This is a genomic window from Bacillus sp. DE0042 (assembly GCF_007680225.1).
In the GTDB taxonomy this organism is placed as follows: Bacteria; Bacillota; Bacilli; order Bacillales; family Bacillaceae_G; genus Bacillus_A; species Bacillus_A wiedmannii.
On sequence record NZ_VEJP01000003.1, the window covers coordinates 343,153 to 368,863 of the forward strand.

The following is a 25,711-nucleotide window of genomic DNA, read 5'->3' on the forward strand; positions in this document are numbered from 1 at the left end:
TGCTCTTACGCTTTTTTTGTGTTTATTTCTCTGGGTTTAATTGACGAAGCTCTTGTTTAATTTCAGTTTTTGCTTTTGTCTTCTCATCAATCTCTTTAATTACACGTGCTGGAGTACCGGCAACAACTGTATATGGAGGTACATCTTCTGTTACAACAGCTCCTGCTGCTACAACTGCACCCTTACCTACTGTAACTCCTTCTAACACAACTACGTTTGCACCAATTACAACATCATCTTCAACGATAACTGGTTTTGCTGAAGGCGGCTCAATAACACCTGCAAGTACTGCACCTGCACCTACGTGACAGTTCTTACCAACAGTTGCACGTCCACCAAGTACCGCGTTCATGTCAATCATAGTACCTTCACCAATTACAGCACCGATATTAATTGTTGCATTCATCATAATAACAGCGTTGTCGCCGATTTCAACGTGATCACGAATAATCGCGCCTGGCTCAATACGAGCTTTAATACCTTTTAAATCAAGCATTGGAATTGCAGAATTACGACGGTCATTTTCAACAACGTAATCAACAATGTGCTTGCTATTTTCATCAAGAATTGTCTTAATTTCAGACCATTCTCCAAATAATACACCAGACTTTTTATTTACAAATGCTTGTACCGTTTCAGGGAATGTTACTTCTTTTAAATCCCCTTTTATGTATACCTTTACAGGAGTTTTCTTTTCACTTTTTTGAATAAACGAAATAATTTCGTTAGCGTCCATCATTTTCATTCTTGTTGCCTCCTAAATCCATTTATAATGTTACTCTACCAAACGATAGAGCGAGTAGCAAGATAATAATCCTATTTTTCCATTTGAATTTCTTCTATAATTTCTAAAAATGCCCTTACTTGCTTCAATTGTCTGGCCGATTCACTCGTCAATAACCATGTTTCTCTCGTTAATTGAACAGGTGTTTTATACATATTTTCCTGTACTTCTTTTAAAACAGTAGAAGGTAAAAGAGCATAACCTATACCATTTAAAACGAGTTGTTTGCAAGTCTCAATTTGATCAACCACAATTGTTCTCTTAGGTGGATTAGAAAATAAACCATACCACCAATTTTGTATTTGTCCATAATAAGTCGAATCACTTTTAAATTGAATAAATGGTCTATTTGTTTCTTTTAACATCGTAATATCTTTTATTTCTTTATCCACTAAATAAAGTTCATCTTCAAATAATTGTTGCTTCTGACCTTTATATTCTTGTGTTCCTCTCAATATAGCAACATGAACGTCCCCTTCATAAAATTGCTTTTGTACTTCACTACTCCAGCCAGTAAACAGCGATATTTTCACAGAAGGGTATTTATGTACAAACTTCTTCAAAACAGGAGGAAGCCAATATTGACCAATAACTGATGCAACAGCTATTTTTAACGTTCCGTGAGTTTCTGTTCTAAAAACAGCTAGCTCACTTTTAATATCCTCTTCCTTTTGCAGCATTTCTTTTGCATAATTTGCGACTTTTTCCCCTTCAGGTGTAATTGTCAATCCTTTTTGTGAGCGAATAAAAAACTTCATTCCCCATTGTTTCTCCATAGATTGTAATCGTTGACTAAGCGCAGGTTGTGAAACAAATAAACGTTCCGCCGCTTTTCTCATATTTGATTCCTGAGCTAACACAACCATCATTTGAAAATCATCAATTTGCAACTTTCTCCCTCTTTCCTTAGCTTCCATACACCTTATCTCAATAAGCTTTTCATCCTTAATTTAACTATATACTCTTATATTTTTTATCTTTTTAAATATAATACATACACAACTGATATGCACGAAAAAAAAGTGACTTCTCCGCTTCTATGAAGTCACTTTTCTCACATTATCGATTATGTTGCCTTACTTTTTTATTCAACAATTTTAAAATAGCCCGACGTGTTAAAATCCCCTCAAAATACCCATCTTCATTGACAGCGCAAATAAAAGGATGATCAATTGTCATTTCTAAAGCTTTTGCAAACGAATCTTCTAACTTAAGAACCGGAATGTCTTCCTTCATCACCTGTTCTACTTTCATTTCGTCAAGTCTTTCAAACTCAATACGTTCTAACCCTAACATACCATCTAAAATCATAGCAGTACTAATTAACCCATGCAATTTATACATCGGGTCCAAAACAGGTATCGCCGAATATCCAGATTTCACAAGAACGAGTAAAGCATGCTCTAAACCATTCCCCATTTGGACATGTGCTACTTTTTCTGATGAAATCATTAAATCTTTCACAAAAATTTGTTGAAACTCGTCTTTCGGAATACTAATCATATTACATCCCCCATTTTCCCTTTTTCCTACTTTTAATCACCGAATCTATTCATATTTTATGACAGCGTTTTCACATTATTATTTTGTCCTTACTTTATTTCAATAAAAACAAAATTACACAGCTATTTTAGCATACAACACAAAAAAAAGACTACCATTCCGGTAGCGCTTAATACCCCTTATTTTTTAATCTGTAAAATAACCTTGTGATTTTTTTATATTGTGTCACATCTGTCTGTTTTAAACCATTCTCAATATCTGTAATTTCCACAGCTAAAACTTCACTCGCATAATTTTGCTGAAATAGAATATCTAGTAATAAACTCTCTTCTTCTTCTGTTAAAACAAATTCCCTTTTCATATACCCCTCTCCTTATACTCGCATCGTTACTCTTATTATATATAATTTCCAACCTATTTAATAGATGTAATATTCAGTTTTTAGCGAAAGATATATATAAATTGTTTTTTATTTCGTATATCGATTTGCATAACTAAACGCCGCATAAGCATCTGGCTTAATTTTTGCAGTTAATCCCATCGCTTGAATTTTCGCTGTCATATCTAGAATAAATTCTTTTGTTAAACCATCATTTCCAATATCCAAGTGAATTTCCATTATAAATCCAGCCCCATCTTGAGCATATGGATGCAATAAATCCCATATTGTTTGTATATGATTTGGAGTAAATAGGCATGCGATCTCTTGGCTAAACTGCGTTTCTAAATATATTTTCTCACGTAAAGTTGCTGGCTTATCTTTCACTGATTTATGGTGTAAACATCCCCAGGCACCTTTTCCAACGCGATGAATATGAATTGCCGTAATAAACCTCGTATCCTTTTGATGTGCTTGTGAGTCTGTCCCAATGGATAAGCGATATAAATTTCGTGGATCCTTTTCAATGAAACTACAAATACGGCTAAAGACCATATCAAAATTTAAATGTCTCTCTGAAACATTATAAAATGTATGTTCACCGGCCACATAGTCACGTCCTTTCAATTAGACAGACTTTTCGTATTCTCATTGTATGGGACAAAAATAAAAATTATAACTTCCTATCCTTTATTCGTTTCAATATTTCGAATTACATAATGGCAAACTTGGCACGTATAAATTACATTTTGATTCGATTGAGCCGTTAATACATGAATAATCTCAGCAGAATTGTGACATTTAGGACAAATCACAACTGGTAAACGTTCCATACAGCACACCTCCTCGTTATTTTTATCTTGCTTTTGCTATCTGTAAACAACCAATTGGTGATGACTAATATTCAGTATAGGACGAAGAAGCCCCACTGATTACAATTTCACTTTATTACCATTGTAGGAAAAATGAAAACTCCCTATACATATATGCTAAAAAGTAATAGAACTAAAAAAGGTGTTGCCATATGGCAACACCTTTTTTATATGTATCAAGAAATGATATCGTAAATCTCAATTGCAACCATGTCGATATTATCGAATTGATACACTTGAGGTTTTTCACCTTGTTGATACACTTCTAACTCATACATTTCACTTTTATCGAAAAATTTCACGCTACATTTGCGCTCACCGTTCACTTCAAAATAGCGTTGTGCTACTTCACCGCTTTCAGCTTGTTCTTGTAGACTAACAAGTCGAGTTAAAATTCCTTGGAGTAGAGACATGAAATCTCTCCTTTCTCTGATCTTCCTACCAATAGGTTTTACAGCTATACTCATTCTATCCGTCATAACAGAAAAAATGTTCCACAGTCTAGGATAAAGGTTATTGGCCAGAAACTCAACTAAAAATTGTCGAAATGCGAAGGAAAAAACAGAAAGAACATCTTTTCCCTTCTTTATTGCGATTTTTATACTGGAAGAATATAATAAAAAACAGAAAAAAGGAGGAATTACAATGAGAAAAATTGAGGTTTACACACAACCTGATTGTCCGCCATGTGTCATTGTGAAAGAATTTTTAAAGCATAATAACGTTGTATATGAAGAATTTGACGTAAAAAAAGACGCTGCTGCACGCAATCGTCTTTTATACGACTATGATTCGTATTCAACTCCAACAGTTGTAATTGATGGAGAAGTTGTTGCTGGTTTTCAAATTGAAAAATTACAACAGCTACTCAATATTGAATAAGAATAGGTAAAGACCTATTCTTATTTTTATCCCACTATTTGTGGGCAGTAATAGCCCGATTGGTGCGAGCTATTAATCAGTGAGAGATGAACATCCCCACCGATTAAAGTTTCACTTTATAATTGTTGTAATCGTTTTATTTCAGTTAAAAGTTCTTGGCTTTCATGATATCCGGCCAATTTCCATTTCCCTTGATCTCTTTGCAATGTTACAATTTGATATTGTCCACTTTTCGCCCGCTCATATACATATAATATTTTATGCTCTTCATCATATGACATTTTCGTTTCTGAATGAAAAGAAAACGGCGCTTCTTTTGCTGGAAGTAAATATTCACCACTTTGTTTATCACTTCTACTATTTTCATCTGTAAATACTTGAAGGAAATTCTCTGTAAAATATGGTGATAACGTTTCTATCATCTTATTCATCGGCAAATGCTTCCCACGAATTGAAAATTGGGTTTCATAGCCCTTTTGTATCGTTGTAAACACTTCTTCCCGATCGACTTTCACTTCCTCTTTTCCTAAAACAGTTGTGACACTATAACCAACTAGAAAGGCAACGCATACAAATAGAACTAACCATATTCCATATTTCCTCATTTTTTCACCTTCCTTTTAAGAAAACTTGTCTTTGTAGTATTCATTGTAACAATGATTATGCAAAGACAGGGGTGGTTTCGTTCGTAAAATCTTTACAACGATAGACAGCATTTTCATCACCATTTTCACTATTACCAATTTATGATAAAAACAAACAAAAAATGCACGAATCTCTTCGTGCATTAAAATAAAACATCTTCTTCATATAAATATTCATACGATAAATCTATAAATAAAAAGTTTTCATCATCAATTGGGAAGGAAAATGTCCGTACCATCTCACCGGTTTCAATATCAGCATATAAATCTGAAAGTCTTGCCTTATTCTCAAAACGCATTTTCATAATATTTTCTAGAAAATACGGACGCCAACTCCAGTTCTTCATATAATACTCAGGCATCACAATCCATTCCCCATCTTTTTTCATAACGTTTCCTGATTGTTGGAAACCATCTTCGTTACAAATAAATATGCGGAAACTACACTGTGATACACTTTGGCTAAATTGTAATAACCAATCATTTATATCTTCATTCTTTTTCTGTTTAGCTAGAACATCACCAATTCGATCACGTAACAGTTCTGTTAAATTATAAATTTTTTGTAATTTCTTCTTCTCATGTTGAATAAATTGATGACACTCATTACCAAGTCGTTCTTTCAAAACGTTCGTTTCAATAAAATCAGGTAAGCACTCTTTCAAATAATTCCCTTGATAATATCTACCACCGTTTTTCCAAGCATATTGTAGTTGATAAAAAGCATCTATTTCTTCATATAACAATGTTGCACCAATTCTTCTAGCAAGTAATGATAAAGAATATAAAATATCTTGATAAGATTGTAAAAGTGCAGTTTGCCTTAAGTTTGTTAAATCTACTTTTAAAATATCCGGTGCTAACACGCTAATACGTTCTAAATTACTTGTACCCGTTCCGACTTTATTAATCGAAATTTGAATACCATATGTACGATAATACATAAGCAAATGATTAAATTGCTCTATGTCTTCTTTACATTCATGTTCTGTAATTTCTAAAACAATGTGTTTCAAATTTAAACCTTGCTCTTCATACATCAATAAAAGTTGAAGTAAACTTTCATCATCATCGTTCATTAATACGTTAGCATTCCGATGTATAAATAATAATAGTTTTTGATCACTTTCTAAATAACGATTTAAAGCTTTTTCTACTATAATGTTATCCGCTTCCAGTTGAAACTCACTCGGAATAGAATCATCATGAAAGAAAGACGCTAAACTTTGTATGCCCTCTTCTGTTTGAATACGTCCTACTACTTCATATCCAATTACAGTATGCTCATCAGCACTAAAAATAGCTTGATAATAAGGAAGGACTTTATCCAAGTTACTCATTACATCTAATGCATCTATCAACGTGCTTCCCTCCCTTTACTTTTCAAAAATTATAACATGATATTTACGGAAAAATAATAAAAAATCCCTTCAGTTTTCCTGAAGGGATTAGAGGGGTAAAATGCTAAGGGGAATTAGCAATTCTACTATGAAGAAAAAAGAGGTCTTAAATATAACGTATATATGACCTCTTGTAAATACTTTTCTTCATATGTCACAATTCCGTCACATTTAACCGTAAGAATACGGATCAAACATTCATTTTCTCATCCCTTTTAAAATGGATATTGATGTAAATGTTGTCCTCCATCCATTGTCATGCAAGTTCCATTTATGTACGCAGCTTCATCTGAACATAAATAATAAGCTAGACCTGCGATTTCTTCTGGCGTACCCAGCCTTCCAAGCGGAACACTTTGTATCGTACGCTTAGCCATTTCTTCTGAAATCCATAACTTATCAGCACCGCCCGTACGTTCAATTGGTCCTGGCGCGATAGCGTTAACTCGTATTCCATATTTACGTCCCCACTCAACAGCAAGCGTCTTCGTCATTGCTAACACTCCAGCCTTCGCTGCAGCTGAATGAATAACTCCCGGACCTGCATCCCATGCATATGTTGCTACCATGTTAATGATATTCCCTTTTATACCTTTTTCAATCCAATATTTTCCGACAGCCTGACTACAGTAAAATGTACCATTTAACACAATATTTATGACCGAATTCCAGCCATTCACGGATAAATCTTCTGCTGGACAAATAAAGTTTCCAGCTGCATTATTTATTAAAATATCAATTCGGCCAAACTTCTCATCAATCTGTTCAATCATTTTCTGAATATCATCAGTATTTCTTACATCCATTTGTACGGGTAATATTTGCCCTGGAAATTGTTCAATTTCCAACTTTGTTTCCTCTAGTTTTTCCTTTGTACGTCCTGTAATAACAACTCGTGCCCCTTCTTTTGCAAAACGAATCGCCATTCCTTTTCCCATTCCGCTTGATCCACCTGTTATAATAACTACCTTTTCTTTCACATACATCCCCTCCCAAAAATGAATACACATTCATTTTATCATTTTATTTAATAGAAATCTTTATATTTTTAAACTTTTCTGATATTTTAACGTAAAGAGGTTTCTTTTCATTCATTTTTTTCGTAATCTATACTACTTTTTTATTATTTAAAATATATTTCAAATAAACTGAAAGGAGATTTGAGTAACCTGTAAATGTAACGAACACATGTGATATAAGTCAAATAGGTATACTCATATTTTTATGAAGAAAATTACTAGAAGAGATTTTTTAAAAGTTGGCATGCGCACTTGTCTATATTCGTTTATAACCACTGGCATCGGATACTATTACGCTAAATATATTGAGCCTCACTTACTCTCTTTTACAGAGCATACACTTACATCACAACTCATACCCAAAAGTTTTCATGGTATGAAGATTCTTCAATTTAGCGATTTACATCTCGGATACTATTTCTCTCTCCAACATTTATCTCAAATCGTTTCTAAAATTAATGCTGTAAAACCCGACATTGTTCTTTTTACTGGTGATCTCATTGATAATTATCAAACATATACTGACACTCCTTTCGTTGCATCCATTTTAAAAAATATAAAAGCACCCTTCGGTAAATTTTCTATTTATGGTAACCATGATCATGGCGGATATGGAACGGAATACTACGAGCACATCATGCGTGAATCTGGATTTGAACTATTACTAAATAACGAAAAGAGAATTCGTCTACTGGATAATAGTGAAATTTCAATTTTCGGTCTTGATAATATACTACTAGGCAAACCAAAAATAGAGGAGACGCTACAACACGCGAGGCAAAATACTTATAACATTGTTCTTGTTCACGAGCCAGATATTGCACCGCAAATTGCTAACTACCCAGTTAACTTACAACTTTCTGGTCATAGCCATGGCGGTCAAGTACAAATTCCTTTTTTAGGCGCTATTATTACCCCAGCACTTGCTAAAAACTATGTTGAAGGTTTCTATACGATTCAAGATTTAGCTCTCTATGTCAATCGAGGCCTTGGAAGAACACGTGTCCCATTCCGATTTATGTCAAAACCTGAAATTACGATTTTCACGCTCCAACATTCGTAATAATTCGCCTATTTTCTTACATATCCTTTCTTGTACGCGCTCATCCACGTTTCATTTACCATATGATAAAAGTGAGTCCAATAAAGGAGGTTTGTTCATGTATCCATATTATCAACCAATCCCAGTCCGTTCAGCACCTATTGGTCCAGTAGGCGACTCACGCTTCTTTCCGTTTTTTGGCGTTCCATTTCTAGCTGGCATTGCTGGTGGACTGCTCGGCGGAGCATTAGCTTTCGGTCCTAGACCGTATTACCCACCATATCCACCACCTTTCCCACCGCCAGCACCTTATCCTTGTTATGGTGGACCTTGTCAACAACCATACTATTATTAATGTACCGCAACAATTCTAACAATGTTATTCCCTCTCTTAACCGATTCATAATCCATTTACATGCTTACAATAAAAACTATTCTCTCTACTCATGCTTCTATTTTGAGAACATACAATAAGTAGAGAACAAAGTAAAAACCTCTTTTTAAAAAGAGGCTTTTACTTCGTTCTCATTATTCAGCATCTGTGTTTTGATACGCCATCTTAAACAACTTCACTTGGCTATCAATCTCTTCTGCACTACTATTAATAACATAATAATAATCACCGTCTTTATTTTGTTCGCGCGTTTTCACATTATCAGCTAAAGTAAGCTGTAAAATCGCCTTAATTCGCGCCTTCATTTCAATATCTAATATCGGGAAAGATATTTCTACGCGCTTCTCCATATTCCGCGTCATCCAGTCAGCTGAAGATAAGTATATTTTCTCTTCCCCATTATGATGGAAATAATAAATTCGGCTATGTTCTAAATATCTCCCGACAACACTAACTACCCGAATGTTTTCACTTACATTTGGAATACCAGGCCTTAAACAACATGTTCCTCGAACGATTAGCTCTACCTTTACTCCAGCTTGTGATGCTTCATACATTTTTTTAATGAGTGGTTTATCAGTTAACGAATTCATCTTAGCGATAATATATCCATTTCCATATTGTCTATGGTAACGGATTTCCTCATCTATTAAATCCATAAATTGCTCTCTTATATCAAATGGCGCAACCGATAAATGATGAAAATGCGGTTTTGTTGTATAACCGCTCAAATAATTAAAGAAATTTGTTGCATCAACCCCAAAGTCTTTTCGTGATGTAATATAGCCAAAATCAGTATATAGCTTTGCGGTTGCATCATTATAATTTCCGGTCCCAAGATGTACGAACCTTTCGATTTTTCCGTTTTTTCTTCTTACAACTAGCGTAATTTTACTATGTGTTTTCAAATGACTTACACCGTAAATAACATGACATCCAGCCTGTTCTAATTCTTTAGCCCAATGCACATTATTTTCTTCATCAAATCTTGCCTTTAATTCAACTAATACTGTCACTTGCTTCCCTTTTTCAGCCGCTACCTTTAGCGCCTGAATAATCGGCGAATCCCCACTTACTCGATATAATGTTTGTTTAATTGCAAGTACATTCGGATCGTCTGCCGCATCACGGACAAAATCAACTACTGGCTGAAACGATTCAAAAGGATGATGTAATAAAATATCATGTTCAATCGCTTTTTCAAATACATCTTCTGCATCCCCTAAGTCTTGAGGCCGTTGCGGAATAAGAGCCGGATATACTAGATGTTCATATAAAGGAGCTAGTTTTTTATATAAAGAAAATAGACATGTTAAATCTAAAGGTCCATCCATTATATACACATCTTCATCCTTTACTTCCAACACCTCATATAATAATGCTAATACTCTTTCATCAATATGCTCTTTGCCAACTTCTAAACGTACAGCAGCTCCCCACTTACGCTTTTTTAATTCTTTTTCAATTACCTTTAATAAATCTCTCGCACCTTCTTCGTGAATTGTTAAATCCGCATTGCGTGTAATACGGAAACGAGTAACAGATGATACTTTATATCCTGTAAATAATTTATGAGTAAAACTACTAATTACGTCTTCTAATAAAATAAATTTATGCTTTTGCCCTTCACTCGGTAAAAATATGAAACGTTCAAGTAGTGAAGGAACTTGTACAATTCCTAACTTCGTGCGGTTTTCTTCTTCCACTTGTTTCTCATCATATAAAAGAGTAGCTAAATTTAAACTCTTATTTAATAACATCGGAAATGGACGATATGCATCGATAGCCACAGGTGTTAATACTGGAAAAATTTGTTCATCAAAATACTCTTCTATAAATTCTCTCTGTTCTTTCGTTAAATCATGGAATGTTAAACGCTCAATCCCCTCTTGATCCAGCGCTGGCAACACATAATTTTTAAACGTATTATATTGTACAGTCATTAATTCATGGGTCTTTATTGCAATTTTATTTAATTGCTTTTTTGGTGTTAAGCCGGCCTTATTTTCTGGTTGGTTAAAACCAGCACTCACTTGATCCTTCAATCCTGCCACGCGTACCATAAAAAATTCATCTAAATTTGAGCTGAAAATGCTAATAAACTTTAACCTTTCTAAGAGCGGATTCGTTTCATCCTGTGCTTCTTGTAGTACACGTTCATTAAATGCTAACCAACTTAATTCTCGATTATTGTAATAAGCTGTATCATTTAAATTGACTATATTCCCCTTCAATAATTCCATCCCCTTCACACTTCCCCTTGAAACTTTTTTACTATAATTTAGTTACTTTCATTTTAGCAAATTACAATATTCCAAAGTGTTATTTTTTTGTAAAGACATCCGTACAACTTAACGTTTTGATTCGAAGGATAAGTTAATAGTCGTTTTCAATACTCTTTCTAGCTGCTTTTTTTGCTTTTCAGCTTGCACTTTTTCCGCTAATGCTGATTGCTCACATACAATTTTAAATGTTAATCCTTCCTTACTTTCTGTTATAGATATTGATTCCACAAGTGATCTTTGTCTTATATTTAGAGCTGCTGAAAATTGTAAAACAGCCCCTAATAGGCGAATTTTCTTTTGTTCGTTTTTATCAAACCATCCTTCAAATGGAGACAAATGTTGTTTGAATAACATTTTTGATTTATAAGACGCAATAAGCGCTAATCTAACTCGCTCTTTATGCATCATACCATCAATTGTTTTATTCGCTAATAAATAAAACGTATGTAAGCGGCTCGCTTCTTCGTCTATATATTTACCTATATTAAATACTTTCGCAGCTTGATGGAATACTTCCCAGTCTTGTACTGACATAGAAATCAGCCCTGTTTCTTCAAGCTGTTGACAAATCAATCTTCCATGTTTAATAAGCTGAATTACAAATTCCATATCCACTTCATATTCATGTGATAATAAATGTAAACTTTCTTCGACTACGTTCGGATAATATGAAATCCCCAAATCTTTAGTTAACTCTTCATAGAAAACACCTTCTCGTAACCCTTTTCTACTTAAAACAAATGCTGGTGCCTCTATAACATTAACAAGCTTATGAAAAACTTCGACTGCTGGAATAATTGTATCTGCTCGATCTTTTGCCAATCCTTCCAATTTTTGAAGTTCTATGAACGACAATGCTTCCAATTCTTCTTTCACATTTTTAATATCTGCTTCTTTCATTTTATATAAATGTACCCCTGCTATAGGATAACAAATTAAATTTTGATGAATTTTCACTAAGTTCCTCGCACTACCACCAATTGCAATAAGAGGCAATTTCTTATCAATTAACCATGGTAATGTTTGAAATTGATATTCTAAGTACGTTTGAATCTTTTCCAACTCGTCTTCAGTAGGTATATCCTCTTTAATAAATTGTTGCTTTAAAGAAAGTGCTCCAAAAGGAAAGCTATGGTACTCTAGAATCTCTCTATTTCGAAAGTATGTAACTTCTGTACTTCCTCCACCAATATCTACTGTAATTCCTTCAGAGAACGAAGTTGAATTCATAACTGCTAAATAGCCGTAACGTGCTTCTTCATATTCTGATAAGACTCTAAGAGTAAAGTCTGTTTGTCCTTCAACCAGTTTTTTAATTGACTCTTGATTCTCAGCCTGTCTAATTGTTGCTGTTGCAACACAAAGTACATGATGCAACTGGTGGAATCGCGTACTTTCTTGAAATTGAAATAATGTTTGTAACAATACCTCTATTCCTTCTTCAATCAACACACCATCAATTAAGTAATTCCTTAACCGAGCAACCACTTTCGTATTTTCAATCTCCTTATAAAAACCTCCGTTTTGCTTTTCATAAATAACTAAACGCATTGTATTAGATCCAATATCTATAATGGCATATTGCTGTTTTAATATTTCTTTCAAACTTCTCACTCTTTCATTATCAAATTTCTAAAGCACATTCTATTACTATTATACAAAATAGTTGTTTTTTGTAACAATATTGCTTTAATATTGAAAATATATACAATCACTTTTTGCATATAATAAAAACCTCTTTTATTTATGTTATAATAATGAAAAATTGAAAGGAGATTCAATATGAAACCTTCACAACCACAATCTCAATTACAAAACCAACATTCTATTAATCGACTAGCTCAATCTATTTTCGTTGTGAATCGTCATGCTAAAGCTGCAACTAATCCGAAGTATTTATACTGGTTAAAAAAGACGGCTTTAGAACGCTTAATTGCTGAAAAAAAAGCTATTAAAGAAGGATTACATTTTTCTAGAAATCCACGTTTTAGCCAACAACAATCTGATGTTCTTATACGTTTAGGTGATTATTTTTTCCATATTCCTCCTACCAAAGAAGATTTTCGAATCCTACCACATCTTGGTCATCTTGAATCCTCCTATCGAAATCCGAAAACAACCTTATCTTTAACAGTAGCAAAAAAAACACTTCAAGATTATATTGGTCCTGAAGCACTGAAACAAGAAAAAAAATTAAGTGAACCTGTCCCATGGTATAGTCGTACTTATACAAAAAAATAAAACAGTTTGGCCAATTGTAGGCCAAACTGTTTTATTTTTTCTCTTCTTTAATTTTAATATTTGCTTGTTTATAAAAAGCTATTTTTTCTGTATTATAAGATTTTGTAAATTCATTAAACTTGTCTTTTTCCGTTTCAATATCCTTATAAGATTGATTTACTACTTTTACTTTTTCACTAATATCTTTTAATTTTGTACCTTTATCTTGTAACATTGTATATAATTCTTTTTCTTGTTTTAACGATTTATTATAGCTATCATACATCTTGTTAAATGAATCTTGTCGTTTCTCATATGTGCTTTTCACTTTATCCGCTTGATCTTTCAATTTCTTATCTTCAATTTTCTTCACATATTTATCTGCTGATTTTACTTCTTCTTGTGCCTTACTTAAAGATTCTTTTTCTTTTTTAAGCACTTTGTCTCGTTCATCTGTATTTTTCACTGCTTGGTTCAATTTTTCCTTAACAGTTTGATTATTATCTTTTCCTTCTTGAACAATCTGGTTATATAATTCTTGTCCCTCTTTTTCTAAAGTTTCAAGTTTCTTTGCATCTTCAAACATTGTTTTTTCTTGCTTTGCAGCATTTTCAAATGCAACATATAATTCCTCTTCTGGTTTCGGTCCGAAACAACCGGCTAATAAAGTCATTGATAATGCCGTTACAATTGCTAATTTACTATATTTCAACATCTTCTTCCTCCTACTTATATACGATCATCGTGTAAAAAGCTATGAAAATTATATATCCTTCTATAAACTCCATACTCGCACCTTTTCTACGAAAATCATTGATATTGTTTATAATGCTTGTACAAATTGTATTACTTAAAATTACATTTTACTTTTTTGAACCAATTAGCAGTTTCATATCCATCTTTTACTTAGCACTTTTTAAAGCCTGTTCATACTATGTATTACATAAAAGTACAACGGAATTCATCACAGCCATAATAATTTGAAGAACAACAGTAATAATAACTCACCTGATAAAAGATGATCGTTGTTCTCTCACGTCTATCATTCTATCATTCCCTTTCCGGCTTTCTATCAAATAATCTATTTGTTCATTTTACACAGTATAAATGCTATCTTGCAACAACTTACAATTATTCTTGTCATTCCCTAAAAAGGAAAAGTGTAGAGCATGCTTTCCTCTACACTTTTAAAATGAAACACATTGTGCAAAATGCATTGACACATCCATCATAATTATATGCTTATTCCATATATTTTTAAAGACTTTTATTACAATAAAAGTTCTTTTTGTAATAAAAGTCAAAAAAATGTTACATTCAAAACTTCTTCATATCATATTTCTTCAAATCAAAGTTTCACTCATTTTCTTACAAATCCCTATGCTGGTACAATTGATTTTGTGCCTTTCTTAACAATTCTTCAAAAGTTTTTCCTTCTATTGGATAACTAGCAGCTCCAAATAATAGCGTCATACTTAACAAACCATTTTCTATTTCACTTTCAATATTTTTCATTAATCGGTTTGTGATTGTCGACTTTTCATGTCCGTTATCAATCGCCACAATAACATACTTATTTTCATCCCACCTAGTAACGACATCTCCTTTACGAATTGTCTTTACAATCGTACTCTCCAATTTTTGTACTAACACCTCCAATTTTTTTTCTTGCACTGTTTCTTTTAGTTCTTTCCATTCTTTCACAGAAAGAATGTACACTGTAATATTATGAGAATCCCGTTCTGATAAAGCAGCTACTTTCTCAAAGAAATCAACTACAAAATCATTACTTGCCATGCCCCCTACTTCCGTATCCATACGCCCACTCGCTCTTTTATCATACCAATGTCCAAAATAATAGCTGAGTATCATTTGCAATATATAAATAATAAAGACGGTATAAAATGATCGCGAATCCAGTTTTGTAATTACATCCTGAAGCGCAATCCATTCTGTAACTGCCACTGTATTCCCAAGTAATAACCCACTAATTTTCCCTTTATGTTTCATACTTCTCCTCCTTTCTATACCAATATATGTTTCTATAACAATTATGTTTTTCTACAAAATAAAAAATGTACATATTGAGTGTACATTTCCGCTTAAGCTTGTCTACCATTTCTATTCTATTTCATATATATACTATATATCGTTTTAGAAAGAGGTGACTTATATGCTACAAAAAGAGAATCTATCAGATATTATACGTTTACTAGCAGGTTTTCTATTATCATTAAAATTACTGTTTAATTCTTTCGGAGTGAACTTTATTACAAACGATCAAATTGATGCTATTGTAAATGTTGCTTCCTTTCTTTTCATTTTATATTTTGGTTATAAAAATAATTATGTAGGAAAAAAAGGAATCGAGCAAAAAAAAGTACTCAAAAAACACAACCTTCATTAAAAAAGGAACCTTTCTTACAGGTTCCTTTTTATCATTGCCGCACAACAACTTCATTTGTTTGCAGCGGGCCATATGATACTCCTTTATATTGAAATGTATATGTAGCCTGAAATAATGCGTTTTTGATTGCTTTATCTTTATTTGCTTTTATTTTACAAATTAGTTCTACTTTCTCATTCGGTAATAAATTATCAATTCGCCACCTTACAAGCTGGAACAAAAACTCGCTCATCCCCTTATCAGCCTTTAATGAATTTGGGATATATGCAAAATAATCTCGAATCATATGACTTACTACAACTCGTGAAATCATTTCCATTCCTTTATTTTCTACTTCAATTCGAATAATAAGTATGTCATTTACATCATAGGTCAGTTCATATGAAAATTTTTCTTTATACATACTACGGATTTGCAATGTAACTGCTACATTAGGACATTCGTTTTCCTTTTTTGAGCCATCAATCCATAACACCGGTTGTAGCGGTATTGAACGCCTACCTTGATCTGAAATTCGTTTCCATACTTTCATAATAATATTCACCCCATTTCAGATGCATCATATCCATACGACCTTATTCTGCCTCTCCACACAATATTAATAAAGCTTGTTACAAACGATATATAGTTATTACTCTTCCTTTTATCCTATTCGACAATATAAAGAAAAAACCATTTTTCCTCTGTTAACAGAAGGTATTCTTACTGAAATATTTTTTTACAATTTCCTTCATTGACTTTACAACAATACTAAGTATTGCTCACTCTTTCTCTGTCCATACAACAGAATATTTTGGCGGAAGAAAAAGTTTGCCTTTTAGTCAAATTTGACTATAATATTCTTTATGGCTTTGTCAGTGCACTTATGTAAATTGATGTAAAAAACTATATTTCAAATTTTTATGCGCTGCACTCAAAACTTCATATAGTTTACTTATTATTAAAGGAGGGTTATATTTGGAATCTCAATTATCAAAAAAAGACTCCAACAATACAAAATTTGTCGTTGCAGGTTTATTACTTGGTATTTTAATGGCGGCAATGGATAATACAATCGTTGCAACAGCAATGGCAACGATTGTTGGAGACCTAGGAGGATTTGACAAGTTCGTTTGGGTCACGTCTGCATATATGGTAGCAACAATGGCAGGGATGCCTATCTTCGGAAAACTTTCTGATATGTACGGACGGAAACGCTTTTATATTGGTGGTCTCATTCTTTTCTTATTTGGTTCTGCACTTTGCGGGACAGCATCTAGTATTGAGCAACTAAGTATTTATAGAGCAATTCAAGGGATCGGTGGCGGTGCTCTTATGCCTATCGCCTTCACGATTATGTACGATATATTCCCACCAGAAAAGCGTGGAAAAATGACCGGGCTATTCGGTGCGGTTTTCGGGACATCTAGTGTATTCGGCCCTTTATTAGGTGCTTATATTACAGACTATATAAGTTGGCATTGGGTCTTCTATATTAATATTCCATTAGGACTTATCTCCTTCTTCTTCATTACTAAATACTACAGTGAATCTCTAGAATTTAGAAAACAAAAAATTGATTGGGCCGGCGCTATTACACTTGTCATTAGTATCGTTTGCTTAATGTTCGCCTTAGAACTTGGTGGTAAAGAATACGCATGGAATTCCACTGTAATTATCGGTTTATTTACAACAGTTGTTATTATGCTTATTATTTTCTTCTTCGTAGAACGAAAAGCAACTGAACCTATCATTTCTTTCCATCTATTTAAAAAACCTTTATTCGCAGCTAGCCAAGGAGTTGCCTTTTTCTATGGTGCCGCTTTTATTATCTGTACAGTTTATATCCCAATCTTCGTTCAAGGTGTTCTCGGTGGTTCAGCCTCCAATGCTGGATTAATTTTAACACCTATGATGGTTGGCTCTGTACTTGGAAGTCAAACAGGTGGACAGTTAGCTTCTCGAACAAGTTATCGTAACATCATGATGGTATCTGGTGTTTTCTTCGTAATTGGTATTTATTCACTAAGCACTTTAACAATGGATACACCTCGTCTACTTGTAACGCTATTTATGGTTCTCACTGGACTTGGAGTTGGTTTCTCATTCTCAGTTTTAAGTATGTCTTCTATCCACAAGTTAGAAATGCGAGACCGTGGTTCTGCTACATCAACAAACTCATTCTTCCGTTCACTCGGTATGACTCTTGGTGTAACGATTTTCGGTACAATTCAAAACCATATTTTTACTACTAAATTAAACACTGTGTTCCCTCCTGAACTAGCTAAATTAGCTCCAAAAGGCGGAGACACAAGTTTCTTATTATCACAAGGTGCTACCGAGAAGATTCCAGCTGAAATATTAACTGGTATTAAAGATGCTCTCGCTACCTCTATTGCCAGTACATTCTTCTGGGCACTTATCCCGGCTGTACTAAGTATTATTTGTATTTTACTTATGGGAAATGAACGCCTCTTTACAGGTCCAAAAACGAAACAAAAACAAAAGCAAGTAAGTTAATATAGAGAAAAGAAACGGCATATCCCTTTATGAAAACGGATATGCCGTTTATAATATGTATAAAGTTTTTATTTATAGGAGTTGAGACAGCATGAGCATGAAATTAGTCATTCTCGGCTTGCTACTCGAAGGAGATAAACATCCATATGAAGTGCAGCACATCATGAAAGAACGACAAATGGATTGTTATATTAAATATGCAAAAGGATCACTTTACTACGCCTTCGAGCAATTAGAAAAGCAGGGTGCAATTCGTATTACCACGATTGTTCGAGATACGAATAGACCCGATAAAACAATCTTTCATATAACAGAAGAAGGTAAACGGTTATTTCACACGTTACTATTAAAACAATTCGAGGCAAAAAATCAAATATATAAACCAATTTATTCAGCACTCTCTTTCGCTCATTTTGGTGATGATCAAGAGTTAATTCCTATTTTAGAAAAAAAGAAAAATGATACCGTTCAATATTTACATAAAATGCAAACTATTTATGATTGTAGCAAAGGACACATTCCACGTGCACAACTATATATTTTACAAAGCGTTATTGAACATATTACAGTTGAATTGCAATGGTTAAACACCCTCCTTACAGATGCAGTTGCAGGAAGGCTTTCAGAAATTGATATAGATGAAGGTTAAACTTGTAAAGAAGAAACTGTAAAAAAGACAATAAAATTATTTAATGTTAAAACCTAAACAAGTATCCCCCGTTCTAATTTAGGACGGGGGATACTTGTTTAGGTTTTGATATAACATGGACCGATTGTTAAACAACAGAAATGGCATCTTATCTCTGTACAGGTACACAATTCTTTATAAGTTTAATCGCACTTTATTTCAATTACTGCTACCTCTTTTCAACCCTATAAAAATCAGAAGAATCCGAATAATAAAAATAAAAAACTTTAGAATTTTCTTATTTTAAAACAGTAGACAAAATTCCAAAAATTGTGTTAGAATTTGTTTCAATATCATATCGCTTGTTAACTTCCTTTCAAAAGGAAAATAGGTACACGAAAATTTCGTTTCGTGTTTAAAAGGGAAGCTTGGTGAAACTCCAACACGGTCCCGCCACTGTAAATGCTGAGATTTCTTTTCTATGCCACTGTGAAAACGGGAAGGTAAAAGAGATTATATGAAGCATAAGTCAGGAGACCTGCCTGTTTTAACAACACTGATAGATTCACGGATGATGATGAGGTGTTAAAACAAAAAGGAAGGCTTATTTTCTATGCCTTTATGCTTTTTGTTATAGGTATTTCCTAGTAAACGGAAATGCTTACTTTCAATTAGGGAGGAATTTAAAATGGCAATTCAAACAAGTAACTTAGGTTATCCACGTATCGGACTACAACGAGAGTGGAAAAAGACATTGGAAGCTTTTTGGTCCAATAAAATCGATGAAGAACAATTTTTAACAAAGATGAAAGAAATTCGCCTTCAACACGTAAAAGTACAGCAAGAAAAAGGGATTGAGCTCATTCCAATTGGCGACTTTACATATTATGATCACGTTTTGGATACTGCTTATATGCTAGGATTTATCCCATCACGTTTTTCTGAGTTTACATCTTACCTTGATGTATATTTCGCAATGGCGCGTGGCTCTAAAGATCACGTAGCTTCTGAAATGACAAAATGGTTTAACACAAACTATCATTATATCGTTCCTGAATATGAAGAGGGATTACAAATCTCTTTAAAAGATAATCGTCCACTTCGCTTATACGAAGAGGCAAAACAAGAATTAGGAGTAGATGGAAAACCTGTTATTTTAGGACCATATACTTTCTTAAAATTAGCTAAAGGTTATACACAAGAACAATTTACTACGATTTTAAAACAATTAGTTGCACCATACGTACAACTGCTTTCAGAACTACATGCAGCTGGTGCACAAGTCATTCAAGTTGATGAACCGATTTTCGCTTCTTTAACGAAAGAAGAAGTTCAACAAGCAAAAGAAATTTATGAAGCTATTCGTAAAGAAGTTCCAAATGCGAATCTTCTTTTACAAACATATTTTGATAGTGTAGAAGAAAACTATGAAGAAATTATTACATTCCCTGTATCCGGTATTGGATTAGATTTCGTTCATGGTAAAGAAGGTAATCTACATGCTATTTCAAAATATGGATTCCCAGCTGATAAAATTTTAGCTGTCGGTTGTATAGATGGCCGTAACATTTGGAGAGCTGACCTTGATGAAGTTATTACGTTATTTACAACGTTACAAAAACAAGTCCAAACGAAAGATTTCATCGTTCAGCCTTCTTGTAGCTTATTGCATACACCAATCGATAAAACAGAAGAAACTCACTTATCGACTGAACTATTCGATGCGTTAGCATTTGCAAATCAAAAATTAGAAGAGTTAGTTCTCATTCACTCTGCTCTCACTAAAGGTACAGAAAGTATTAGTAATGAGCTGGAAACATATCGAAATGTACATCATACAATTCGTTCATCTGCTGTACGTAACCGTGAAGATGTCAAAGCAGCACGAACAGCACTAAAAGAAGAAGATTTTTCACGTCCTCTTCCATTTGAAAAACGATACGAATTACAACAAGTTGCCCTAGAGTTACCGTTATTACCAACAACTACTATTGGTAGCTTCCCGCAAACAACTGAAGTTCGTCAAACGCGAAAGGAATGGCGTAACGGTGTTATTTCAAATGAACAATATGAACAATTTATTGAAAAAGAGACAGAAAAATGGATTCGTTACCAAGAAGAAATTGGTCTTGATGTCCTTGTACATGGTGAATTCGAAAGAACTGACATGGTCGAATATTTTGGTGAGCGCCTTGCTGGTTTCTCATTCACAAAAAACGGTTGGGTACAATCATACGGTTCTCGCTGCGTAAAACCACCTGTTATTTATGGTGATGTTGCCTTTATTAACGGAATGACTATTAAGGAAACGGTTTATGCACAAAGCTTAACAGAGAAAGTTGTAAAAGGAATGTTAACTGGACCTGTTACGATTTTAAATTGGTCTTTCGTTCGAAATGACATTCCAAGAAAAGAAGTTTCGTATCAAATTGCATTAGCTCTTCGTCACGAAATTGAACTACTTGAATCTTCCGGAATTCGAGTAATCCAAGTCGATGAGCCAGCACTTCGTGAAGGAATGCCACTAAAAGAAAAAGATTGGGACGCTTATATTACATGGGCAGTACAATCCTTCCTTTTAGCAACTTCTTCTGTAGCAAATGAAACACAAATTCATACGCATATGTGTTACAGTAATTTCGAAGATATTGTTGACGCGATTCGCGCATTGGATGCAGATGTGATTTCTATCGAAACATCAAGAAGTCACGGAGAATTTATTGATACATTAAAACATACAACATATGAAAAAGGCATCGGTCTAGGTGTATATGATATTCATAGTCCACGTGTACCGAGTAAAGATGAAATGTATAAAATCGTGGAACAATCTTTAGAAGTATGCGATCCTAAATATTTCTGGATTAATCCTGATTGTGGTTTAAAAACGAGAAGAACGGAAGAGGTTATCCCGGCTTTAGAACACATGGTGCAAGCAGCAAAAGATGCACGTTCCCTACTAAAAACAAACGCATAACGAAAATGGGTTATCCTTTTTGAGGATAACCCATTTTTTATTCTTTACTTTCAAAAAAGAATTCGTATTGTATTTTATATAATTCATCATCCGTTGGTTCTTCAAGAGGAGTTGCCTGTAATACAACTGTATACTCACCATTTGGAATAGGGATTTGAAATTTATTTGAAAGAATACTTGTTACAACGATACATTCATTTTCAATTGTAAAAGGAACTGTAACCGTTCTAATCACTTCTTCTTTCTCAATATGCTTCCCGCAAGTCACTTTTACTTCACAAGTATAATCAGAGAGTGCTTCAAAAATAACAGTTCCATCCGCCTTCGCATAACCCCTTTCAAAATCTTCATCCGTCCAGTCAACGTAAGGCTGATCACCGTCATAGTTCATCAACATTAATTGCGAATACGAAATTGTTAACTCCATAGGTCACTTCTCCTTCATTATGAAATATGCAACTACTACTTTACGTCAAATTTCACACGTGTACCATCTGGGTATTTATCTAACTTATTTCCTACCCAAGACCCTGCCCCGCGATTATCGGCTGGACTTATATATTCAATATGTGCTCCTTTTCCGCCTTCTTTACACATCGCCATTGGCCATTCATCACGATCATACCCTTTTTTTGATGGGTATGGAGCTAACGATAATTTTCTTCTATCCGCAGCGCCACCACGGTCGATTGTACAAACTTCTGAATGCCCTTCTTTTATAGCATCGGTAATATGTTTCCCTGTCTCTGGATATCGCTCTTTCGGAAATTCTAGAACTTGATCATACGCATTTGTTTTTTTGATACTTGTTTCTTCTGGAACAAGTACTTCATACACCGCTACTACAATAGAAAGAATTGCAATAATTGAAATGATAATACCTTTTAATTGCTTCATGTATACCTCCATGATTCTACCAGTTTCTTTTCCTCCGTTATTATAACAAACTTCTCCTGTATATGTTTTCAGACATTATTTTAGCTCTTCTTCGCCATTCCGCCAAAAAACTCTCATTTTCCTTCATCTTTTCACTAATGCTGTAGAAAACTAATAACCTTCCGACATTCTTTTTTAAAGGAAGTCCTCATAAAAGATTGAAATGATATATACGATACTTTTGGGGGAGGAAATATTATGGAAGCTACCTATAAAACGAAAGATGTCACGAATAAAACAGGCATCCCAAAACATATAGTTCGCAAATATAGTCAACTGTTAGAGGATCATGGTTATATCATTTCCAAAACAGCTGATGCTCGTATTTATAAACTGGATGATTTAAAACTATTGAAATCTATACATGAAAGAGCTGCTACACTGCAAGAAGATATTTCAGAAACGATACCTATTATTTTAAAAGAAAAAGAGGCCCCGCCTGTACCAGTTATACAAAATACGCAAGAAATACAACCGAAAGAAAAAGAAGATGGGCGTAACTTTGAGGAGTTCATGTTAAAACTTGAAATGCTCGCTCAATTAAATGAAGCAATTATTCATCAAAATTCTACCCTTATTACCCAAAATCGTTTAAAAGATGAAAAGCTAGATGAATTAATGCAACAAGTTTATGTAAAAGAAGGCTCTCAAGAAAAAATGCTACAAGAGTTAGTGGATCATGCCGCTCAAACAGATGCCCTGCAAAAAGAAAAGATGGACTTATTAATGAATCATATGTATAAACGAGAATCTAAGCAAGAAGAAAAAATGAATAAACTCGTAAATCAAATTTATAATAAAGATAGCAACCGTGATGCACAACTTATGCAAGTGATTCGCGAAATTCAAGAAACAAAAAGAATGGTTGCTGCTTCAAAAGAGCAAGGATTCTTGCAATCATTTAAAAGTTTATTTAGCCGAGCAAAACAAGAAAAAACAAATGAATAAACAATATAAAATAAAAAGTTACCTTCCATCGGTAACTTTTATTCCTTATTTCTTACAGCTGGCAATATAATAATCGCTTCAGTTCCTTTCCCACTTTCGCTTTTATATTCCAGCGTACCATTATGCGCTTGTAAAATACTAAATGTTACCATAAGCCCTAATCCTGTCCCTTTTTCTTTTAAAGAATAATACGGTTGTCCCAGTCTTACTAACTGTTCTTTCGTCATTCCAACACCACTATCTTTAACTCTTATTACTATCGTTTCATCTTTTTGCATAGCCGTTACTTTTAAATATCCTTTATTTCCTTGGATTGCTTCAATACCATTTTTAACAACATTCATAATAGCTTGCTTCAATTTCGTCTTATCACCGATCGTATAAAGACTTTCAGAAATCTCAACTTGCAAATATACACCTTGCATCGCTGCAAATGATGACATAAGAGTTGTCATTTCTATTAATTGAGCGGATAAGCAAATGTGTTCTTTTTTCTCAATTTGTGGCCTTGCTAAATTCAAATAATCTGAAATAATTTGTTCTGCCCGATCCAATTCGGCTAATACGAGACGCATATAATCCTTATTTTTCACATCTTCCGTACTTTCTAACAATTGAATAAAACCACGAACAACAGTGAGTGGATTTCGAACCTCATGTGCAACACTTGCTGCCAACTCACTTACAATATTAAGCTTTTCTGACTTTTGCATCTCTGTACGTAATATTGCATTTTCATTTAAATATTCTGTTAAGTACACTTGAAATACCATAGTCATAACCATAATAAGCGAAGCAAATATATATCCGCTATATAAGTGTGAAATATGTGGTGTAAACCCCGTTTCTAACAGAACGTTAATCATGCCAATCACTAAAGAAACAAGTACGTATAGTGATGAAATCATAAATGCTAAAATTAGCTTCTTATCCCTTGAAAATAGAGACCATTTCTTTGATAAAAATAATGGAACTATCAATAGAAATATTACTTCTATGACTGGAAGAAGGCTCATTCCCTTTAGCGCCCATTCATATGCAACAAAAATAACGGCCGGGATTAAACCAACAATCCCACCATATAAAAAACCACTAACAATCGGGATTGGGTGAAAGTTATACCCACAAATGTCACCAAAACAAATAGAGTATGTCATGGAGAGAACGAGTGTAATGCTGGATAAAAACATAATAAAGTAGCGGTTCGGCTTCGGAGGCATTTCTTGATAACGATTTAAACGAATCGCTTCATATAAAAATAGCGGCAAAATAATGATGGCAATTTGGATCATTAAATCACGGATCAGCTCCATAGCCTCTCATCCCCTATATGTATTTTGATATGATTATATCATTTTACGGGTTTATTTGTTTTAAAATTTTGATTTTTCTTAACATATTTGTTAATTCTTTGTTAACAACACATAATAATTGTTACAGATTTTCGAAATGAATGTAAACCCTGTACCAAATTTCCGTCGGACAGTATACAATGAATACGGATTACAAAGAAAATAAAAAATACTTCATGAGACGGACAACTATAGCAAAATACAGCATATAATCCATACTATCTATGTTTACAAATAAGTGATCATTATTTTAGTAGGAGGAAGATAAATATGGCAGGTACTACGCTTGTTTTAAAAGAAGAAAATTTGGTCGTTCTAGAAAATGTTGAAAAATCAGTATATGAAGAGTTACAGCATAAAACCGGAGAAGAAAATTGCACATGTGCTGTGAATGAATCAGTTGTTCACCTTGGCAAAGTATCCTCTGTACTTTGGAATGAAGATGAAATAGATTGGGAGTACGGATATTAAAAAGTCGCTTACAGCGGCTTTTTTTCTATTATCCCTCTCTTTCTACATAACATATACGCAAGCGAAATC

General features: G+C 33.7%; 28 protein-coding genes and 1 riboswitch. Of the genes, 10 read left to right on the forward strand and 18 right to left on the reverse strand.

The genetic code is table 11. The annotated features are described in order from the left end of the window. Positions 1-22 precede the first annotated feature (22 nt). The 7 genes from dapD to FS802_RS15765 form a co-directional block, all read right to left on the reverse strand. Complete coding sequence (gene dapD / locus FS802_RS15740; protein ID WP_000783245.1) at positions 23-745, reverse strand: 2,3,4,5-tetrahydropyridine-2,6-dicarboxylate N-acetyltransferase; 723 nt, start codon at positions 743-745, stop codon at positions 23-25. Between the two features lie 71 nt (positions 746-816). Continuing rightward, positions 817-1,701, reverse strand: coding sequence for a transcriptional regulator CcpC (locus FS802_RS15745; protein ID WP_002008407.1), 885 nt, complete (start codon positions 1,699-1,701; stop codon positions 817-819). Between the two features lie 142 nt (positions 1,702-1,843). After that, positions 1,844-2,287: a cyclic-di-AMP-binding protein CbpB gene (cbpB, locus tag FS802_RS15750; protein WP_000623572.1), complete on the reverse strand. Its 444-nt coding sequence runs from the start codon at positions 2,285-2,287 to the stop codon at positions 1,844-1,846. A 169-nt stretch (positions 2,288-2,456) separates the two neighbouring features. Continuing rightward, on the reverse strand, positions 2,457-2,648 hold the full coding sequence (gene abbA / locus FS802_RS15755; protein WP_098653346.1) for an antirepressor AbbA: 192 nt from the start codon (positions 2,646-2,648) through the stop codon (positions 2,457-2,459). Positions 2,649-2,756: 108 nt separating this feature from the next. Further along, positions 2,757-3,275 (reverse strand): ribonuclease H-like YkuK family protein, encoded by a 519-nt coding sequence (locus FS802_RS15760; protein WP_000896654.1) that lies wholly within the window; start codon positions 3,273-3,275, stop codon positions 2,757-2,759. Between the two features lie 74 nt (positions 3,276-3,349). Beyond that, a complete protein-coding gene (locus FS802_RS31100; protein WP_000440533.1) occupies positions 3,350-3,499 on the reverse strand; it encodes a hypothetical protein in 150 nt (49 codons plus the stop codon). Between the two features lie 215 nt (positions 3,500-3,714). Further along, positions 3,715-3,951 carry a YkuJ family protein gene (locus FS802_RS15765; protein WP_000055151.1) on the reverse strand — a complete coding sequence of 79 codons (237 nt, stop codon included), beginning with the start codon at positions 3,949-3,951 and terminating at the stop codon, positions 3,715-3,717. Positions 3,952-4,183: 232 nt separating this feature from the next. Between FS802_RS15765 and FS802_RS15770 the strand changes: the two genes are divergently transcribed. Next, the gene (locus tag FS802_RS15770) at positions 4,184-4,420 is read left to right on the forward strand and encodes a glutaredoxin family protein (RefSeq protein WP_001225788.1); all 237 of its coding nucleotides are present in this window, start codon (positions 4,184-4,186) and stop codon (positions 4,418-4,420) included. A gap of 116 nt (positions 4,421-4,536) precedes the next feature. Here FS802_RS15770 and FS802_RS15775 read toward each other — a convergent pair whose 3' ends face one another. From FS802_RS15775 to fadH, 3 genes are all read right to left on the reverse strand, one after another. Next, positions 4,537-5,025: a DUF3993 domain-containing protein gene (locus FS802_RS15775; protein WP_001233813.1), complete on the reverse strand. Its 489-nt coding sequence runs from the start codon at positions 5,023-5,025 to the stop codon at positions 4,537-4,539. Positions 5,026-5,207: 182 nt separating this feature from the next. Further along, positions 5,208-6,425 (reverse strand): EAL domain-containing protein, encoded by a 1,218-nt coding sequence (locus FS802_RS15780; RefSeq protein WP_000564299.1) that lies wholly within the window; start codon positions 6,423-6,425, stop codon positions 5,208-5,210. Positions 6,426-6,679: 254 nt separating this feature from the next. Next, the gene (gene fadH, locus FS802_RS15785) at positions 6,680-7,444 is read right to left on the reverse strand and encodes a 2,4-dienoyl-CoA reductase (RefSeq protein ID WP_000660897.1); all 765 of its coding nucleotides are present in this window, start codon (positions 7,442-7,444) and stop codon (positions 6,680-6,682) included. Between the two features lie 244 nt (positions 7,445-7,688). Between fadH and FS802_RS15790 the strand changes: the two genes are divergently transcribed. Both FS802_RS15790 and FS802_RS15795 read left to right on the forward strand, forming a co-directional pair. After that, positions 7,689-8,546 (forward strand): metallophosphoesterase, encoded by an 858-nt coding sequence (locus tag FS802_RS15790; RefSeq protein WP_098653345.1) that lies wholly within the window; start codon positions 7,689-7,691, stop codon positions 8,544-8,546. A 97-nt stretch (positions 8,547-8,643) separates the two neighbouring features. Further along, positions 8,644-8,880 (forward strand): hypothetical protein, encoded by a 237-nt coding sequence (locus FS802_RS15795; protein ID WP_000283743.1) that lies wholly within the window; start codon positions 8,644-8,646, stop codon positions 8,878-8,880. Between the two features lie 173 nt (positions 8,881-9,053). Here FS802_RS15795 and FS802_RS15800 read toward each other — a convergent pair whose 3' ends face one another. Further along, positions 9,054-11,162, reverse strand: a complete 2,109-nt coding sequence (locus FS802_RS15800; protein ID WP_098653344.1) for a polyphosphate kinase — start codon at positions 11,160-11,162, stop codon at positions 9,054-9,056. Between the two features lie 108 nt (positions 11,163-11,270). Then, the gene (ppx, locus tag FS802_RS15805) at positions 11,271-12,809 is read right to left on the reverse strand and encodes an exopolyphosphatase (protein WP_098653343.1); all 1,539 of its coding nucleotides are present in this window, start codon (positions 12,807-12,809) and stop codon (positions 11,271-11,273) included. A 177-nt stretch (positions 12,810-12,986) separates the two neighbouring features. On the opposite strand from ppx, the gene FS802_RS15810 reads away from it, so the two are divergent. Continuing rightward, positions 12,987-13,445, forward strand: coding sequence for a YkyB family protein (locus FS802_RS15810; protein ID WP_000804864.1), 459 nt, complete (start codon positions 12,987-12,989; stop codon positions 13,443-13,445). A gap of 31 nt (positions 13,446-13,476) precedes the next feature. On the opposite strand, the gene FS802_RS15815 is transcribed toward FS802_RS15810, so the two are convergent. Both FS802_RS15815 and FS802_RS15820 read right to left on the reverse strand, forming a co-directional pair. Then, a complete protein-coding gene (locus FS802_RS15815; protein WP_098653342.1) occupies positions 13,477-14,139 on the reverse strand; it encodes a YkyA family protein in 663 nt (220 codons plus the stop codon). 653 nt (positions 14,140-14,792) lie between these two features. Continuing rightward, positions 14,793-15,434 carry a diguanylate cyclase domain-containing protein gene (locus FS802_RS15820; RefSeq protein ID WP_000680839.1) on the reverse strand — a complete coding sequence of 214 codons (642 nt, stop codon included), beginning with the start codon at positions 15,432-15,434 and terminating at the stop codon, positions 14,793-14,795. Positions 15,435-15,597: 163 nt separating this feature from the next. On the opposite strand from FS802_RS15820, the gene FS802_RS15825 reads away from it, so the two are divergent. Beyond that, a complete protein-coding gene (locus FS802_RS15825) occupies positions 15,598-15,831 on the forward strand; it encodes an SPP1 phage holin family protein (protein WP_000939452.1) in 234 nt (77 codons plus the stop codon). Positions 15,832-15,862: 31 nt separating this feature from the next. Here the strand turns inward: FS802_RS15825 and FS802_RS15830 are convergent, their stop codons facing one another. After that, positions 15,863-16,363: a hypothetical protein gene (locus FS802_RS15830; protein ID WP_000870035.1), complete on the reverse strand. Its 501-nt coding sequence runs from the start codon at positions 16,361-16,363 to the stop codon at positions 15,863-15,865. Positions 16,364-16,788: 425 nt separating this feature from the next. Here FS802_RS15830 and FS802_RS15835 point away from each other — a divergent pair, with 425 nt between their 5' ends. The 3 genes from FS802_RS15835 to metE all read left to right on the forward strand — a co-directional run bounded on the left by FS802_RS15835 (position 16,789) and on the right by metE (position 21,935). Beyond that, complete coding sequence (locus tag FS802_RS15835; RefSeq protein ID WP_098653341.1) at positions 16,789-18,330, forward strand: MDR family MFS transporter; 1,542 nt, start codon at positions 16,789-16,791, stop codon at positions 18,328-18,330. A 91-nt stretch (positions 18,331-18,421) separates the two neighbouring features. Next, positions 18,422-18,979: a PadR family transcriptional regulator gene (locus FS802_RS15840; RefSeq protein ID WP_000062071.1), complete on the forward strand. Its 558-nt coding sequence runs from the start codon at positions 18,422-18,424 to the stop codon at positions 18,977-18,979. A gap of 351 nt (positions 18,980-19,330) precedes the next feature. Continuing rightward, a riboswitch (cobalamin riboswitch) is annotated at positions 19,331-19,518 on the forward strand. A 128-nt stretch (positions 19,519-19,646) separates the two neighbouring features. Next, the gene (metE, locus tag FS802_RS15845; RefSeq protein WP_076539918.1) at positions 19,647-21,935 is read left to right on the forward strand and encodes a 5-methyltetrahydropteroyltriglutamate--homocysteine S-methyltransferase; all 2,289 of its coding nucleotides are present in this window, start codon (positions 19,647-19,649) and stop codon (positions 21,933-21,935) included. Between the two features lie 37 nt (positions 21,936-21,972). Here metE and comJ read toward each other — a convergent pair whose 3' ends face one another. Both comJ and nucA read right to left on the reverse strand, forming a co-directional pair. Continuing rightward, entirely contained in the window at positions 21,973-22,362 is a 390-nt protein-coding gene (gene comJ / locus FS802_RS15850; RefSeq protein ID WP_000424013.1) for a competence protein ComJ, read from the reverse strand. A gap of 35 nt (positions 22,363-22,397) precedes the next feature. After that, positions 22,398-22,832 carry a DNA-entry nuclease gene (gene nucA / locus FS802_RS15855; protein ID WP_000811502.1) on the reverse strand — a complete coding sequence of 145 codons (435 nt, stop codon included), beginning with the start codon at positions 22,830-22,832 and terminating at the stop codon, positions 22,398-22,400. 237 nt (positions 22,833-23,069) lie between these two features. On the opposite strand from nucA, the gene FS802_RS15860 reads away from it, so the two are divergent. Next, positions 23,070-23,819 (forward strand): DUF3967 domain-containing protein, encoded by a 750-nt coding sequence (locus FS802_RS15860; RefSeq protein ID WP_098653340.1) that lies wholly within the window; start codon positions 23,070-23,072, stop codon positions 23,817-23,819. 38 nt (positions 23,820-23,857) lie between these two features. On the opposite strand, the gene kinB is transcribed toward FS802_RS15860, so the two are convergent. Then, positions 23,858-25,132, reverse strand: coding sequence for a sporulation sensor histidine kinase KinB (gene kinB / locus FS802_RS15865; RefSeq protein WP_000420381.1), 1,275 nt, complete (start codon positions 25,130-25,132; stop codon positions 23,858-23,860). A 309-nt stretch (positions 25,133-25,441) separates the two neighbouring features. Between kinB and FS802_RS15870 the strand changes: the two genes are divergently transcribed. After that, positions 25,442-25,642, forward strand: a complete 201-nt coding sequence (locus FS802_RS15870; protein ID WP_000929285.1) for a hypothetical protein — start codon at positions 25,442-25,444, stop codon at positions 25,640-25,642. The last annotated feature ends 69 nt before the right edge of the window (positions 25,643-25,711 follow it).

What these genes read in the sequence shown, in the direction of transcription:
- dapD (WP_000783245.1), bottom strand. Translation starts at nt 745, where the DNA reads ATGAAAATGATGGACGCTAACGAAATTATTTCGTTTATTCAAAAAAGT.
- FS802_RS15745 (WP_002008407.1), bottom strand. Translation starts at nt 1,701, where the DNA reads ATGGAAGCTAAGGAAAGAGGGAGAAAGTTGCAAATTGATGATTTTCAA.
- cbpB (WP_000623572.1), bottom strand. Translation starts at nt 2,287, where the DNA reads ATGATTAGTATTCCGAAAGACGAGTTTCAACAAATTTTTGTGAAAGAT.
- abbA (WP_098653346.1), bottom strand. Translation starts at nt 2,648, where the DNA reads ATGAAAAGGGAATTTGTTTTAACAGAAGAAGAAGAGAGTTTATTACTA.
- FS802_RS31100 (WP_000440533.1), bottom strand. Translation starts at nt 3,499, where the DNA reads ATGGAACGTTTACCAGTTGTGATTTGTCCTAAATGTCACAATTCTGCT.
- FS802_RS15765 (WP_000055151.1), bottom strand. Translation starts at nt 3,951, where the DNA reads ATGTCTCTACTCCAAGGAATTTTAACTCGACTTGTTAGTCTACAAGAA.
- FS802_RS15770 (WP_001225788.1), top strand. Translation starts at nt 4,184, where the DNA reads ATGAGAAAAATTGAGGTTTACACACAACCTGATTGTCCGCCATGTGTC.
- FS802_RS15775 (WP_001233813.1), bottom strand. Translation starts at nt 5,025, where the DNA reads ATGAGGAAATATGGAATATGGTTAGTTCTATTTGTATGCGTTGCCTTT.
- FS802_RS15790 (WP_098653345.1), top strand. Translation starts at nt 7,689, where the DNA reads ATGAAGAAAATTACTAGAAGAGATTTTTTAAAAGTTGGCATGCGCACT.
- FS802_RS15795 (WP_000283743.1), top strand. Translation starts at nt 8,644, where the DNA reads ATGTATCCATATTATCAACCAATCCCAGTCCGTTCAGCACCTATTGGT.
- FS802_RS15800 (WP_098653344.1), bottom strand. Translation starts at nt 11,162, where the DNA reads ATGGAATTATTGAAGGGGAATATAGTCAATTTAAATGATACAGCTTAT.
- FS802_RS15810 (WP_000804864.1), top strand. Translation starts at nt 12,987, where the DNA reads ATGAAACCTTCACAACCACAATCTCAATTACAAAACCAACATTCTATT.
- FS802_RS15815 (WP_098653342.1), bottom strand. Translation starts at nt 14,139, where the DNA reads ATGTTGAAATATAGTAAATTAGCAATTGTAACGGCATTATCAATGACT.
- FS802_RS15820 (WP_000680839.1), bottom strand. Translation starts at nt 15,434, where the DNA reads ATGAAACATAAAGGGAAAATTAGTGGGTTATTACTTGGGAATACAGTG.
- FS802_RS15825 (WP_000939452.1), top strand. Translation starts at nt 15,598, where the DNA reads ATGCTACAAAAAGAGAATCTATCAGATATTATACGTTTACTAGCAGGT.
- FS802_RS15830 (WP_000870035.1), bottom strand. Translation starts at nt 16,363, where the DNA reads ATGAAAGTATGGAAACGAATTTCAGATCAAGGTAGGCGTTCAATACCG.
- FS802_RS15840 (WP_000062071.1), top strand. Translation starts at nt 18,422, where the DNA reads ATGAGCATGAAATTAGTCATTCTCGGCTTGCTACTCGAAGGAGATAAA.
- metE (WP_076539918.1), top strand. Translation starts at nt 19,647, where the DNA reads ATGGCAATTCAAACAAGTAACTTAGGTTATCCACGTATCGGACTACAA.
- comJ (WP_000424013.1), bottom strand. Translation starts at nt 22,362, where the DNA reads ATGGAGTTAACAATTTCGTATTCGCAATTAATGTTGATGAACTATGAC.
- nucA (WP_000811502.1), bottom strand. Translation starts at nt 22,832, where the DNA reads ATGAAGCAATTAAAAGGTATTATCATTTCAATTATTGCAATTCTTTCT.
- FS802_RS15860 (WP_098653340.1), top strand. Translation starts at nt 23,070, where the DNA reads ATGGAAGCTACCTATAAAACGAAAGATGTCACGAATAAAACAGGCATC.
- kinB (WP_000420381.1), bottom strand. Translation starts at nt 25,132, where the DNA reads ATGGAGCTGATCCGTGATTTAATGATCCAAATTGCCATCATTATTTTG.
- FS802_RS15870 (WP_000929285.1), top strand. Translation starts at nt 25,442, where the DNA reads ATGGCAGGTACTACGCTTGTTTTAAAAGAAGAAAATTTGGTCGTTCTA.